General features: G+C 56.3%; 11 protein-coding genes and 1 tRNA gene. 2 read left to right on the top strand and 10 right to left on the bottom strand.

The window, feature by feature from the left end; translation table 11 throughout:
- Nucleotides 1–382: 382 nt before the first annotated feature.
- The 8 genes from clpX to GTQ55_RS07570 all read right to left on the bottom strand — a co-directional run bounded on the left by clpX (nucleotide 383) and on the right by GTQ55_RS07570 (nucleotide 10,829).
- Nucleotides 383–1,669 (bottom strand): ATP-dependent Clp protease ATP-binding subunit ClpX, encoded by a 1,287-nt coding sequence (gene clpX, locus GTQ55_RS07605; protein WP_161858188.1) that lies wholly within the window; start codon nucleotides 1,667–1,669, stop codon nucleotides 383–385.
- Between the two features lie 225 nt (nucleotides 1,670–1,894).
- Entirely contained in the window at nucleotides 1,895–2,539 is a 645-nt protein-coding gene (gene clpP / locus GTQ55_RS07600) for an ATP-dependent Clp endopeptidase proteolytic subunit ClpP (protein WP_161858187.1), read from the bottom strand.
- A 274-nt stretch (nucleotides 2,540–2,813) separates the two neighbouring features.
- The gene (gene tig / locus GTQ55_RS07595) at nucleotides 2,814–4,127 is read right to left on the bottom strand and encodes a trigger factor (RefSeq protein ID WP_161858186.1); all 1,314 of its coding nucleotides are present in this window, start codon (nucleotides 4,125–4,127) and stop codon (nucleotides 2,814–2,816) included.
- 179 nt (nucleotides 4,128–4,306) lie between these two features.
- A tRNA-Leu gene (locus GTQ55_RS07590) sits at nucleotides 4,307–4,391 on the bottom strand.
- Between the two features lie 202 nt (nucleotides 4,392–4,593).
- Nucleotides 4,594–5,769 (bottom strand): acetyl-CoA C-acyltransferase FadA, encoded by a 1,176-nt coding sequence (fadA, locus tag GTQ55_RS07585; RefSeq protein ID WP_161858185.1) that lies wholly within the window; start codon nucleotides 5,767–5,769, stop codon nucleotides 4,594–4,596.
- Nucleotides 5,770–5,780: 11 nt separating this feature from the next.
- Complete coding sequence (gene fadB, locus GTQ55_RS07580) at nucleotides 5,781–7,937, bottom strand: fatty acid oxidation complex subunit alpha FadB (protein ID WP_161858184.1); 2,157 nt, start codon at nucleotides 7,935–7,937, stop codon at nucleotides 5,781–5,783.
- A gap of 354 nt (nucleotides 7,938–8,291) precedes the next feature.
- Nucleotides 8,292–8,882, bottom strand: a complete 591-nt coding sequence (locus tag GTQ55_RS07575) for a cupin domain-containing protein (RefSeq protein WP_161858183.1) — start codon at nucleotides 8,880–8,882, stop codon at nucleotides 8,292–8,294.
- A gap of 87 nt (nucleotides 8,883–8,969) precedes the next feature.
- Entirely contained in the window at nucleotides 8,970–10,829 is a 1,860-nt protein-coding gene (locus GTQ55_RS07570) for a beta-ketoacyl synthase N-terminal-like domain-containing protein (RefSeq protein ID WP_161858182.1), read from the bottom strand.
- A 230-nt stretch (nucleotides 10,830–11,059) separates the two neighbouring features.
- Between GTQ55_RS07570 and GTQ55_RS07565 the strand changes: the two genes are divergently transcribed.
- A complete protein-coding gene (locus GTQ55_RS07565; RefSeq protein ID WP_161858181.1) occupies nucleotides 11,060–12,106 on the top strand; it encodes a GlxA family transcriptional regulator in 1,047 nt (348 codons plus the stop codon).
- A 21-nt stretch (nucleotides 12,107–12,127) separates the two neighbouring features.
- On the opposite strand, the gene GTQ55_RS07560 is transcribed toward GTQ55_RS07565, so the two are convergent.
- Both GTQ55_RS07560 and GTQ55_RS07555 read right to left on the bottom strand, forming a co-directional pair.
- Nucleotides 12,128–12,805: a class I SAM-dependent methyltransferase gene (locus tag GTQ55_RS07560; protein WP_161858180.1), complete on the bottom strand. Its 678-nt coding sequence runs from the start codon at nucleotides 12,803–12,805 to the stop codon at nucleotides 12,128–12,130.
- A gap of 2 nt (nucleotides 12,806–12,807) precedes the next feature.
- The gene (locus tag GTQ55_RS07555) at nucleotides 12,808–13,308 is read right to left on the bottom strand and encodes an Hsp20 family protein (RefSeq protein WP_161858179.1); all 501 of its coding nucleotides are present in this window, start codon (nucleotides 13,306–13,308) and stop codon (nucleotides 12,808–12,810) included.
- A gap of 239 nt (nucleotides 13,309–13,547) precedes the next feature.
- On the opposite strand from GTQ55_RS07555, the gene thpR reads away from it, so the two are divergent.
- A complete protein-coding gene (gene thpR / locus GTQ55_RS07550) occupies nucleotides 13,548–14,111 on the top strand; it encodes an RNA 2',3'-cyclic phosphodiesterase (protein WP_161858178.1) in 564 nt (187 codons plus the stop codon).
- Nucleotides 14,112–14,175 lie beyond the last annotated feature (64 nt).

Genomic DNA, 14,175 nt, shown 5'->3' with positions numbered 1-14,175 from the left:
GGCCTTCAGGCGGCTCTCGGCCACCACTTTGGCGACTTATTGGTCTTCGGTAGTACCCATTTCCGGCTACCGGTATGCGCCAGTTCAGATGCTAACTTGGGGGCAAGGCCCAGAATAACAAGCCCATGCCGGCCCTTGCAGCAAAATTAGTTTAATTCAGGGCATACATCGATAGTCATTGAACATGCAAATTCCGGTACACCCAGATGTCATAGCACAGAAATCCACCTCAAGGGGGCAAGCGCCGGTGAAATAGCGCAAACAGACTTTTCTAGCAGGCACAAAAAAGCCCCGATACGGGGCTTTTCGAAAGAAGCGTTACAAGCTCATCGCACCAAGCGCCTCCGACAGGGAGCGCTGGGTAACTCTGGCGCCGTGCAACTTACTCTTCTGGCGCGGCCTTCTGGGGCTGCTCCGCCTGCTCGTAAACCAACAGAGGGGCAGATTCTCCCTTAATCACAGCCTCGTCGATGACAACTTTCGCGACATTGTCCATGGAAGGAATATCGTACATGGTCTCAAGCAGTACCGACTCCATGATCGAGCGCAAACCTCGCGCACCGGTTTTGCGCTCCATGGCTTTTGTCGCCACAGCATCCAGCGCATCCGGACGGAAATCGAGCTCCACATCTTCCATCTCAAACAGTTTGGAATACTGCTTGGTCAGCGCATTGCGCGGTGCGGTAAGGATCTGCACCAGCGCTGCTCGATCCAGCTCTTCCAGCGTCGCCGTAACAGGCAGACGACCAACAAACTCGGGAATAAGTCCGTAGCGCACCAGGTCTTCCGGTTCCAGATCCAGCAGCACTTCACCGAAGTTACTTTTGGCATCTTTGGACTTCACTTCTGCCGAGAAGCCGATTCCGCCCTTCTCCGAACGATCTCGAATCACCTTGTCCAGGCCGGCAAATGCGCCGCCACAGATAAACAGGATGTTGGACGTATCCACCTGCAGGAATTCCTGCTGGGGATGCTTGCGCCCGCCCTGGGGAGGAACAGACGCAACGGTACCCTCGATCAGTTTCAGCAGGGCCTGCTGCACGCCCTCACCGGACACATCGCGGGTGATGGACGGGTTGTCCGACTTGCGGGAAATCTTGTCGATCTCATCGATGTACACAATGCCCTGCTGGGCCTTTTCCACGTCGTAATCACACTTTTGCAGCAGCTTCTGAATGATGTTTTCGACGTCCTCACCCACATAACCGGCTTCGGTCAGCGTGGTAGCGTCCGCAATGGTGAAGGGAACATTCAGCAAGCGCGCCAGGGTTTCCGCCAGAAGGGTTTTACCGCTACCGGTCGGCCCGACCAGCAGGATGTTGGACTTGCCCAATTCAACGTCGTCTTTGCCTTTCACGCCCTTGCTGGTACGCAGGCGCTTGTAGTGGTTATAAACCGCTACTGCCAGCACCTTTTTGGCGCGAGTCTGGCCAATAACGTATTGATCCAGGATTTCGGTAATTTCCTGCGGCGTTGGCAGGCGGGAATCGTCACCATCGACGGATTCCTGGACTTCTTCGCGGATAATATCTGTGCAGAGCTCAACACACTCATCACAAATGTAAACAGATGGACCCGCGATCAACTTGCGTACTTCCTGCTGGCTTTTGCCACAGAAGGAACAGTAAAGGAGCTTGCCGTTATCTTCTCCGCTGTTCTGATCAGTCATCTATGTACTCCGTGGTCTGGCAGCCAGCCGAAAAGCGGCGGCAAATAGGGTTCATTAGCAAGATGCGGCCTTTTGGCAGGTTTTTCAAGCTTTTTTGTACGCCCCAGCGGAAGTCGGGTCAGCTGCACCCAGAAGAGGTGCTCGCAGCAACCCGTTTCCGAAGAAAAAGACTCCGGCTTCCGCGGGATAATTAGGCGAATGATGCCCTGTTATCAATATTCAGGGTCACTTGGCCATCGCCTGACGACTGGCCAACACGTCGTCCACCAAACCGTATTCCTTTGCCTCATCCGCACTGAGGAAACGGTCCCGGTCAGTATCGCGCTCTATATCCGCGACGCTGCGGCCGGTGTGATGAGCCATCAGCTCGTTCAGGCGCGAGCGGATCTTGAGGATTTCCTGCGCGTGGATATGGATATCCGACGCCTGCCCCTGGGCACCACCACTGGGCTGGTGGATCATTACCCGCGAATTGGGGGTTGCATAGCGCTTGCCTTTGGCGCCAGCAGTCAGCAGGAAAGCACCCATACTGCAGGCCTGGCCAATACACATGGTGCTCACATCCGGCTTGATGAACTGCATGGTGTCATAAATGGACATACCCGCGGTCACTGAACCACCCGGCGAGTTGATATAAAGATGGATATCCTTGTCGGGATTTTCCGCCTCTAGAAACAACAACTGAGCCACTACCAGGTTGGCCATATGGTCTTCTACCGGACCCACCAGAAAGATCACCCGCTCTTTAAGCAGACGGGAATAAATATCAAAAGAACGCTCCCCTCTCGCGGTCTGTTCAACCACCATGGGTACCAGACCACCAGTGGCGAGAATTTCTTTAGCGTTCGCAGAATTATCAATATATGCCATGGATACGATGCTTCCTTATTCGGCGTATTAGGCGACTACAGAACGGACGTGCTCAAAAAAGGCACAACCCTGAAAAATATGGTCAAACTGAGCTTAACTGCTCAACGGCGATAAAGCCAGTTGGGCGCAGCGGGAATACAAAAGGAGTGTAGCGAGAAGTGATTTGCTGAAGGCAGGGAGACTCAGGTCGGCAGGCCGCGGCGCGGCTCACCATGTGGCTGCCGCCGGCACCTGAAGAAAAAACGGCCACCTTAGGTGGCCGTTTTCTACGCTATCAGGCCTGCTTTTGCGGCTTGATCACGTCATCGTAAGTGCTTTCCACTTCGCTGACCTTGGCTTTGTCCAGCACAAAGTCGACCACCTGATCTTCGAGTACGACAGACTCAACACCAGCCAGCAGTTCGCGATTGTTGAAGTAGTACTCAACCACTTCTTCAGGCTGCTGGTAGGTAGATGCCAACTCTTCGACTTTCGCCTTTACACGATCGCCGTCGACAGAAAGCTTGTTCTCTTTAACGATCTCACCAACAACGAGACCCAGAACAACGCGACGCTTGGCCTGATCCTCGAACATGGTGTCCGGCAGCATTTTGGCCGCATCTTCCGGCTTGATCTGACCGCCGAACTGCTGAACCATCTGACCGCGCAGGGTTTGAACTTCACCCTGAACCAGCGCTGCGGGAATTTCCACGTCATGCTTTTCGAACAACTGGTCCATGACCTGGGTCTTGACCTTGTTCAGCGCAGCATTTTTCAGTTCACGCTCCATATTGCCGCGAACCTCTTCGCGGAATTTTTCTTCGCCGCCTTCTTCAACGCCATATGCGGCGAAGAACTCATCGTTCAGTTCAGGCAGTTCGGGCTTCTCGGATGCGGTTACCTTGATGGTGAATACCGCTGCGGCACCCGCCAGGTTTTTTGCCTGGTAATCTTCCGGGAAAGTAACCTCGACTTCCTTCTCTTCACCGGGCTTCATGCCGATGATGCCGTCTTCAAAACCGGGGATCATGCTACCGGAGCCAAGTACCAGCTTCTGGTCTTCACCCTTGCCACCTTCAAACTCTTCGCCGTCTTTGCGGCCAACAAAGTTGATGGTTACGCGGTCGCCTTTCTGCGCCTTGCGCTTGGTCTCTTTCCAACCGGACTGCTGCTTGCGCAGAACGTCGATCATGTTGTCGACATCGGCATCGGTCACTTCCGCCTTCGGGCGCTCAACTTCAACTTCACCCAGGTCGGTCAGGGTCACTTCCGGATAAACCTCGAAAGTGGCAACGTACTCCAGGTTCTCACCCGGGGTCACGTTTTTTGCTTCGATGCTGGGCTGGCCCGCAGGCTTGACCTGTTCCTTCTGCACTGCCTCATAGAAAGAACGGCTCATCACTTCACCCAGGACTTCCTGACGTACGCCGGCACCAAAACGCTGACGCACAACCTTCATCGGCACTTTACCCTTACGGAAGCCGTTGATGCGCACGGTTTTGGACGCCTGCTGAAGGCGCTTGTCAACTTCCTTATCGACGACTTCTGCCGGCAAATTGACCGTTAAGCGACGCTCCAGACCGGAAGTTGTTTCAATGGAAACCTGCATGATAATCCTCGTGAGACTTTTCTCTTCACAGATGCCGGGCTACGGGCAATCCCCGGCACCAGCAGCTAGCGTTTGCGCCGGTAATCATTGAACCGGCCGCCAAATACAAACAGCCCGCACCACACACCGCTCCCACTCTGGAGAAACGTGCATTTGGTCACGGACTGCAAAATACGGATTGGTGGGGACGGGGAGACTTGAACTCCCACACCTTGCGGCACCAGAACCTAAATCTGGCGTGTCTACCAATTCCACCACGTCCCCATGCCCCTCTGCGCTAAGCCGTTGATTTGCTTGTAGTTTTGAGTAAATTCCAAGCAGGCCCGCAGCGAGGGGAGCAGATTGTGCCACAGTGGACACAGGGCTTCAACAAAAGTGCGCCCGTATAGGCGCGACAGGCCTAAAAAACAACGGGGCGCCCTTTCGGGCACCCCGTTTTGGCCTGTAAGGCGCGAGCGCGCAGGTATTACACCCGCTCGACGATCGTAGTGATCCCCTGCCCCAGGCCGATACACATGGTGGAAATACCAAGGTCGCCGCCTTCGTTCTGCATTACTGACAACAGAGTGCCGGTAATACGCACACCGGAGCAGCCGAATGGGTGACCGAGGGCAATCGCGCCGCCGTAGAGGTTCACCTTTTCATCCATTGCATCCAGCAGGTTAAGGTCCTTGAGCACCGGCAGTGCCTGTGCCGCAAAGGCCTCATTCAGCTCGACCTTGTCGATATCCTCGACCGTCAGGCCAGCGCTCTTCAGCGCCTTCTGCGTAGACGGCACCGGGCCATAACCCATGATGGAGGGATCAACACCTGCCAATGCCATCTCGCGCACTTTCGCGATTGGCGTAAGCCCGAGGGCCTGTGCACGCTCGGCAGACATCACCAACATCACAGACGCACCGTCGGTGATCTGCGAGGAGGTACCGGCAGTCACCTGGCCGTGCTTGGGATCAAACGCAGGCTTCAACTGGGCCAACGTTTCTACCGTGGTATCCGGGCGGATGGTCTGGTCTTTCTCAACCAGCATCGGGACGCCGTCGTCGTCGTGCCCTTCAATCGCAATGATTTCGCGATCGAACTTGCCCTCTTTGGTGGCCTTTGCGGCACGCTGATGGGAACGAGCACCAAACTCGTCCATCTGCTGGCGCTGGATACCGTGCATCATCGCCAGGTATTCAGCTGTCATGCCCATGGAGCCCGCAGCCTTGGCCATGTAGCGGCCCAGCATAGGGTTGGGACTGACATGCTCCATCATGTTCAGGTGGCCCATGTGCTCGACACCACCCACCACATACACATCTCCCAGGCCGGCCTGGATACTGGCCGCCGCGGTGTGCAGTGATGACATGGAGGAACCACACAGGCGGTTTACCGTCTGTGCCGGGACGGTATGGGGCAGACCAGCACGCAGCACGATCATGCGTGCCACGTTAAAGCCCTGCTCATCGCGCTGCATCACACAACCCCAGATCACATCGTCGATCTCTTTCGGGTCGAGTTTTTCGTTGCGCTGCAGAAACTTCTTCAGTAATTCTGCTGACATGTCGTCAGCGCGCACGTTGCGATACACACCGTTTTTGGATCGCCCCATGGCGGTACGCGCATAGTCGACGATTACGGCATCTCTAGGATTCAGACTCATGGAAACTCTCCTTACTTTTCGCCGTAGTAGGTTTTGCCGCTTGCGGCCATTTCGCGCATACCTTCGGTCGGCTTGTACAGCTCTCCGAGCTCGCTGTACTTCTCCGCCATCTTCACGAAGTTATCCAGGCCGATGCTGTCCAGCCAGGCGAAGATGCCACCGCGGAAAGGCGGGAAGCCAATGCCGTAAATCAACGCCATGTCGGCTTCAGCGGGAGAATCGACAATCCCCTCTTCCAGGCAGCGGGCGAGTTCGGTAGCCATGGGCACCATCATGCGCTCGATCACGGTGTCATTTTCGAACTCTTTGCGCTCTGCCACATGCGGCTTGAGCAGTTCGTAGGCTTCTTCCGTAGCCACTTTCTTCGGGCGACCTTTCTTGTCTTCTTCGTAGTTGTAGAAGCCCTTGCCGTTTTTCTGGCCGTAACGGCCGGCTTCGTACATCACATCAGACGCGGCAGTAAAGGTTTTGCCCATACGCTCGGGGAAACCTTCCGCCATTACCTGCTCGGCGTGAACACCGGTGTCGATGCCAACCACATCCATCAGATAAGCGGGCCCCATCGGCCAACCCCAGCGCTCCATTACCTTGTCCACCTGCTGGAAGTCCGCACCGTCACGTACCAGCATGGCGAAACCGGCGAAATACGGGAACAGCACCCGGTTCACCAGGAATCCAGGGCAGTCGCGTACGACAATCGCTTTCTTGCCCATCTTGTTGGCGTACGCCACAACACGGGCAATGGCATTTTCCGAAGTCTTCTCACCGCGAATGACCTCAACCAGCGGCATTTTGTGCACCGGGTTGAAAAAGTGCATGCCGAGGAAATTTTCCGGACGAGACAGCGGTTCAGCCAGGGTATCAATAGAAATGGTGGAGGTGTTGGAAGCAATCACAGTGTCTTCGGAAACCTTGGTTTCCACTTCCTTCAGCACGGCGTGCTTTACCTTCGGATTTTCCACTACGGCTTCAACCACGATATCGACATCATCGAAACCGTCGTAGCTCAGGGTTGGCTCGATACGGTTCAGGGTCTCCGCCATTTTGGCCGGCGTCATGCGCCCGCGGTCGACCAGTTTGGTCAGAAGCTTGCCGGCTTCTTTCAGGCCCAGGTCGATACCATCCTGATTGATGTCCTTCATCTTGATGGGCGTGCCTTTGTAGGCAGACTGATAGGCGATACCGCCACCCATGATTCCCGCACCCAGCACCGCTGCGCGCTCAATTTCCTTGTCGGATTTTTTCTCCCAACCTTTGGCGACCTTGCCTACCTTCTGATCGTTCAGGAACAGGCCCACCAGGGATGCAGCGGTTTCTGTCTGCGCACTGGCGATGAATTGCTGCTGCTCAATTTTCAGCGCTTCATCGCGATCGACTTTGTAGCCCTGCTCGATAGAAGTGACCGCGTTGACAGGGGACGGGTAGTTGCGTCCGGCCTGCTGCCCGACAAATGCCTTGGTGGTAAAGAAGGCCATCAGGGCTTCGGTGTCGTTCAGGGGGATCGGGGATTTTTTAACTTCGCGGCGCTGCTGATAGTCCAGCTCACCAGCAATCGCTCGCGCGAGAACCTTCAGCGCAGCGTCTTTCAGTTTGTCTGTAGGAACAACCGCATCAACGGCATGTGCGGCCAGCGCAGCATCCGGACGTTGTTCTTTGCCCGCGGCGATCCACTCGGCCGCGACGTCGACGCCGACTACACGGGGCAGACGCACGGTACCGCCCCAGCCCGGAATCAAGCCAAGCTTCACTTCCGGCAGACCCACTTTGGCCTTATCACCCATGACACGGAAATCGCAACCGAGGCAAACCTCGAAACCGCCGCCGAGGGCATAGCCATTGATGGCAACCGCAGTCGGGAACGGGAGGTCTTCCAGACGGTTGATGTTTTCGTTGTTCTTGTTCATCAGCTCGGCGATACCTTCGGCGCCGGCGGAAAACGCCCCACCAAACTCGGTAATGTCCGCGCCGACGATAAATACACTTTTACCACTCGTCAGCAACAGGCCTTTGATATCGCCAGCCTTTTCAATCGCATCCAGGGCCTCGGAAAACTCCGATACGGTGAGACGATTGAACTTATTGACGGACTCGCCTTCCAGATCGAATTTCAGTTCCGCGATGCCGTTGTCGAGCATCTGCACGGATAGCGCTTTGCCACTAAATAACATTATTGACCTCATTGATTGGTGACCGGGGTGCCACTCCAGGGAATGCACCGGTCCGGGGGGTCGGGTTATACAAGACAGATTTCGGGTTTACCGGTCGGCTAGCTTACCGCCAAACCGTAACCGGCGGATGACGCTTTTCCCAAAATCGGTCAACGCCCAAGTATAGCCAGATTAAAACGCGCGTTTGAATACCATTTCCGCCATATACACTGTCCGGTTTGATGCGCGAATTGTGGTTAACCCCCTCTCCAGATCAAAATATAACCAAAATGCCGTAAGAAGCGGCAACTGCCAGTTTTTAAGGAGAGGGCGTCAAATTGAAAATGGTGGTGCAGAAAAAATATAGGAAAGTACTCAGACACTCGGCGGGTTATTGGCACTGACCAGCACACAATCACAATCACCCACATTGCGAAAACGATGCGGGCGCCGGCTATTGAAATAGTAACCATCACCAGGCCCCAGCACGGAAATCTCACGACCTACCGTCACTTCGAGTTCCCCGGATACCACAATTCCGCCCTCTTCCCCTTCGTGGCTCAGGAGTTCAGGGCCGGTATCTTCCCCGGGCGGGTAGACTTCATAGAGGATCGACATGCTGCGCTGGTTATTGCCGGCACCAAGCAAACGGTACTGGATCGGCCCGGGGCCCACATTGGGCATCTCGGTCGAACGGAAAAAAACCTGCGGCTGGCTATCGAACTGAAACGTGAAGAAATCGGCGAGCGACATGGGAATGCCGTTCAGAACCTTTTTCAGGGAACCGACAGAGGGGCTCACGCGCCCCTGCTCGATGAGGGAAATCGTGGCGTTGGTCACACCCGCACGCTTGGCCATCTCTCGCTGGGACCAGCCGTGCATCTGGCGCACCGACTTGAGTCGCGCGCCAACATCATCACCACCCGTAATTTCCGTCGGCGGTGAGTTCACATCCTTCTCAGTCATCCGATCCTTCCTGCTACGGAACACATGCAGGGAGTCTACCGCCTGTTGGCGCCGGCGCACAGCGCCGGCCGTCCGCTCGCGGGGCACTCACACCATGTCGGAGAACGGGTTTTCATCTGGCAGGGATACACTACCGGCCACACCGGGCAAGGTCATACTTGAACCGTCCAGCGCAATACCTGCCTCATCGATCAAGCCCTCACCAAAACGATAAATGGCATTCAGGTCCCCACGGCTGGCGCGGGCATCGTACGTTGCCGCACGCTCTGCGGGCGCCTCACTGCGCTTACGGTAAGCGGTCATCGCATGCTCGCCGTGACGTTTCGCCAGCATTTTTTGCGTGATATGTGGCGCCAGAACACTGGCGGTTGCATTGTTACCACCGAAGCCCTTGGAGTTCAGGAACGCCACGTCCAGAGATTCCGGGTCCCGCTCGACATGAGACATGGACAGGTTCAGGTGTTCATGGTGCACATCATCGGCAATGCGGTCGATCGTCGTGATACCAGGCAGAATACCGCGGTTGAAGATACCCAGGCTGGAAATCAGCTGGTCGCCACTGGCAGCAGCCACCGTGTGGCCGACAAATGCCTTCACCGCACACACCGGCCATTTCTCGATACCGAAGGCCCCCGCAAGACGATCAAAAATCGCAGACTCGGTAACCCGGTTCTGCGGCGTACTGGAACCGTGCGCCTGCACAAAACTGCGCTGGCGCAAACTGTCTTCACCGAGAATCGCACGAGCTTCGGCCATGGCGCGCGCGACGGTCAGGTAGTTGCCCGGTCCCGGTGCAGAAATTGACTTCTTGGGACCATCGGCATTAACGAACACATTCGCAACCGCGCCATGAATTGGCGCTCCCAGCTCCAGTGCAAGCTCATCATCCATGAGCACAACCCACTGGGTCCCCTCACCCAGGGTGAAACCACAGTTGTCTCCAAACGGGCGGCTCGCCCGGCGAAAATCGATTTCGTCGCCGAAAATCTTGCGCAACCCATCCAGGTTTGCCAGCGCCCCCATGGTGGCATACCCATCCACCACTTCGGGAACCAGTGGCGCTTCAGCCGCACCGACCACAGCGACGCGAGCGCGTCCGCAGCGAATATCCTCTACCGCAGCTCGCAGGTTGTACAGGTAAGTCGCACAGGCGCCAGCCACCGCGCCTGTTGTACCCACACTACCCAGTACGTATGCATTCACGAAGTCCGCCGGCATACTGGTCAGGCCCAGGGCCAACTGCTTTGAGCTGACGCGGCCACCGCGCAACCGGGATTGCAGAAGCCCGCCATTACCATTGGTATCGAGCTGGCTCATGGCGGAACTGGCATAAACAGAGATTTTGTCAGGCCCCGCCTTTTCGGCAACCTGTTCCCAGTCAATCCCCAGTGACTGCACGGCATCGGAGGCGCCAAGGATAGCTAATTGCAGGCCGCGCGGGTGAAAACGGGAATTGTATTGCTGGCCAGGCTCAAAACCGGTGGGAAGCTGTCCCGCTGAAGCCACCGAAATTTCGCGGTGACTGTCTAACATTACAGAAAGACTGGCGGCATGGACGCGTACGCGACCAGTGTCGAGGGGCTCAACTTTCCAGTCTTCAGGCAGTGGGGTCGGCAGCTGGCGTGCAGACATTTCAAACGTAAAACCGTTTTCGCTTTTAAGGTCTGCGGCCTGGTGAAAGTGACACTTGCGGTAATCATAGAATCGTGACTCCAGCTCCCGAACCAGAGTGCCTTGAAGTACCTGCGTCTCCAATTCCGCACTCAGGGCGCCCTGCGCGGCGTCACCGGTACGCAACCCCATTAGTGCGGCGAGGTCAGACAGGACGTCAGTTCGCTCCGCTGCACCAAGATTGTCGAGCACCAGCCGCTTGTAGCCGCGGTGAAACGAACTGCGGCCGGCGGGATTGAATCCCCCAAACGCGGTAATTACGGGTAGGCGCTGCATCCTGACCTCCTGCCTGATTCAGAAACGGGTCGAATTTTTTGAGTAAATCCGATGGTGCGCCAGTGTATGGGCTGGCGATTCGGCCTCGTTATGGGCATACTGGCCAGCAAATTTGAGCATCTGGCCATTCCGCCCGGCACAGCCTCGCCTCAGCGGGAACAAAAGCCGTTTGCGGGTCACAGTTACCCCAGACAGTCTTATCGTCGCACGCAGTCTTCAGAGAGTTACCCATGCCCACCGTCACATTTATGCTCCTCGACCAGATGCTCTCCACCGGAACGGTACTGCCCCTGGAAATGCTACGTGGGGCGGAAAGCCGCGCGCGAGTGGAGAGAAGCCGGGGAGAAGGCGCGAAGGCGGCACGGAGGCAGGGCGAAGACCCCAAGGCCGACAAAAAGCAGGCGCCACTTAACCTGGTTACCGTCAGTATCGATGGTGCCCCGGTCAAGTCCCGCTCGGGTTTTTCCCTGTCTCCGGATGTGGCCCTGGCCGATGCCCCGGACAGCGACATCATCTACCTGCCCGCGCTGTGGCGGAACCCCCGTCCCGCATTACGCCGGAGCAAACCTCTCCTCAAGTGGCTGAACGAACAGGCGGAAAAAGGCGCTGCAATCAGCGCGGTGGGTACCGGGGTATGTTTTCTCGCCGAGGCCGGGTTGCTGGATGGCAAGCCGGCGACCACGCACTGGCATTACTTTGACCAGTTCGCATCCGACTACCCGGATGTAAAACTCAAGCGACAGTATTTCATCACCCAGGCGAACAAGCTCTTCTGCGCCGCCAGCGTCAACGCACTGGCGGATGTCACCGTGCACCTTATTCGCCAGCTCTATGGCCCTTCCATTGCCAGCCATGTAGAACGAAACTTCTCGCACGAAATTCGGCGACCCTTTGAGGAAATTGCCTATTCGGAAGGGGCGGTACATCTGCACCCCGACGAAGATATCGTTCAGGCCCAGACCTGGCTCAAGCAACATTGTAGTGAAGATGTAAAGCTCAGCGAGGTCGCCAAGTATTTCGATATGAGCGTGCGCTCATTTAACCGCCGCTTCAAGCTGGCAACGGGCCAGACACCACTGCAATACTTGCAGAATGTACGAATAGACATGGCGCGCGAGCTACTGCAGTCGAGCAACCTGTCCGTCAACGAGATTGCAGAGAAAGTCGGCTACCAGGACATGGGACACTTTACCGCGCTGTTCAAAAAATTTCTCTCCACCACACCGAGCGAGTACCGCACCACCGTTCGCGCCAAACTTTTCAGGGTAAACACCTGAGCAACGAAAGTAATCGGTATTTCAATCCGGTTTTGTCAAAAGAATGACATCCGGGCTGGGAAACTCCACCGTGGCGGAAAGCTGCTTTGCCAGCCAGTGGAAAGTTTCTACGCTGAAAAACACGATGTGCGTGGGATCGCGAATATAGTGCCAGCTGGCAAAGCGCTCGGGTGATGCAACCAGCTTGGTCATCAACGCCAGAATTCCCCCGGCATCGACCTGATGCCATAGCCTTGTCAGAACCACCATCGGGTTCGCCAGGTGCTCAATCACTTCTGTACTGACAATGAAATCAAAACGGCAATCCAGCACTGAAGCATCCGGCTGAAAGTACAGATCGTATGTCGATACACTGTGACCACGCTCCTCGAACATTCTGGCCAACAGTGGCGCCGGGCCACAGCCAAAATCCAGGCCTCGGGATGCGGGCGACAGGCGAGCCAAAACGGGTTTTGCACAGCGATCCAGAAAACGCCGGTAGCCCTCGTCCTCCAGGCTGTTTTCGTGTAATTCGTAGTAGGCCTTCTCAGCCTGGGGAGACAGATGATACGCAGGAGGGACGAATACCAGTGCGCACCGGGCACACTGGTAATAATCGCGGAATTTGTCACGATGATAAAACTGTGCCGCCGACTGGCGGCACAGTGGGCAGGAGCCCGAAGACCCCTTATGCGTGAGTTCGGGCTCGGGTGAAGACACGATCAGGCGGCTTGCTCACCTACCTTTACGTGCGTCGCTTCCGCCTCTGGCTCAGGGGATGATTTGGACTGCAGTAGGTTGCCACTGGAAATTTCAATTTTGCGCGGTTTCATTGCCTCGGGAATTTCGCGCACCAGCTCGATATGCAGCAGCCCATTGGCCAGTTTCGCATCGGTCACGCGCACATGGTCGGCGAGCTGAAAGCGCCGCTCGAAGTTGCGCGCAGCGATTCCGCGATGCAGGAAGTTGCGCTTGCCTTCTTCAGCCGGCTTTTTGCCGCTGACAGTCAGGCGGTTCTGTTCCATCTGAATATCCAGCTCAGACTGGTCGAAACCCGCAACGGCCATGGAGATTCGATAGGCATCCTCACCGGTCAACTCGATGTTGTAGGGAGGGTAAGCCGGCTGATTCTGTTCGGTGGTGGTCATGGTATCCAGCAGGCTGGCCAGACGATCAAAGCCGATAGCAGAACGGTAAAGTGGAGAAAGATCTAAGTTACGCATTGTCATATCCTCAATTCAGAGCAATATTGGAATAGCGCCTGTACAAAATATACCAGGCGGTTTAGCCCCGGCAATATCCCTTGGCACCTTGCCAGGAAAGAGACCGGGCTTGTGGGGAGACACCTCTGTCGAGCCTGCCCCCTCACAATTAGATATAGGGGCTGCGCAACCGCCTTCAAGGGGATCCAATAAAAAAATGGAAAAATTTTTGGTCAAAGGAAAAGAACGTGAGGCCCGCCGTGGATACAGACGCTGATCTGGAGCCAGTGCGGCTTTTTATCGGCATCGCTCCCAATGCCGCGACCCAGCGGTTTCTCGATGCCACTTGCGCTTACCTGGAGGGGCTTCGCCTGCCTCGGGACTGCCGCTGGATCAGCGAAACCAACCGCCACCTTACGCTGGCATTTCTGGGAGATACAGAGCGTCGCCACCTGGGCTCCATCGAAGAAAGACTGCGAGAAATCGCCCGGCAATCGCCCACCTGCCCGGGCCAGATCGTCAGCACACACCCCTTCCCCAGGGACAGAGCCAAAATGCTGGCGGCGGAACTTCTGCCAACCCCCGCGCTTACAGCCCTGCATGAAAAGTGCCGTAAACTGATGGCGGCTATTGGCAAGCAACCAGAGCGCAAAACGTTTCGCCCGCATTTCACTCTGGCCAGAAGCCGTACGGGCTTTTCAAGGATGCCCGCCGCTCCCGCCGACTTCATCTGTCGACTGGACAATATCACCCTGTATCACAGCCTTCTCGCGACGGGAGGCAGTCAATACCAACCGCTACTTTCACTCCCCCTCGCAGGATGACACCAAAGGAAACGTGTACTGCACTGCCGCCCAGCCGAGGTCAGTCGAATAGATCATCCGCGAA

Origin of the sequence: Microbulbifer hydrolyticus, assembly GCF_009931115.1 — a bacterium.
Classification (GTDB): Bacteria; Pseudomonadota; Gammaproteobacteria; order Pseudomonadales; family Cellvibrionaceae; genus Microbulbifer; species Microbulbifer hydrolyticus.
Note: the sequence above shows the minus strand (reverse complement) of the source record. Positions and strands in the feature narration are given on the sequence as shown.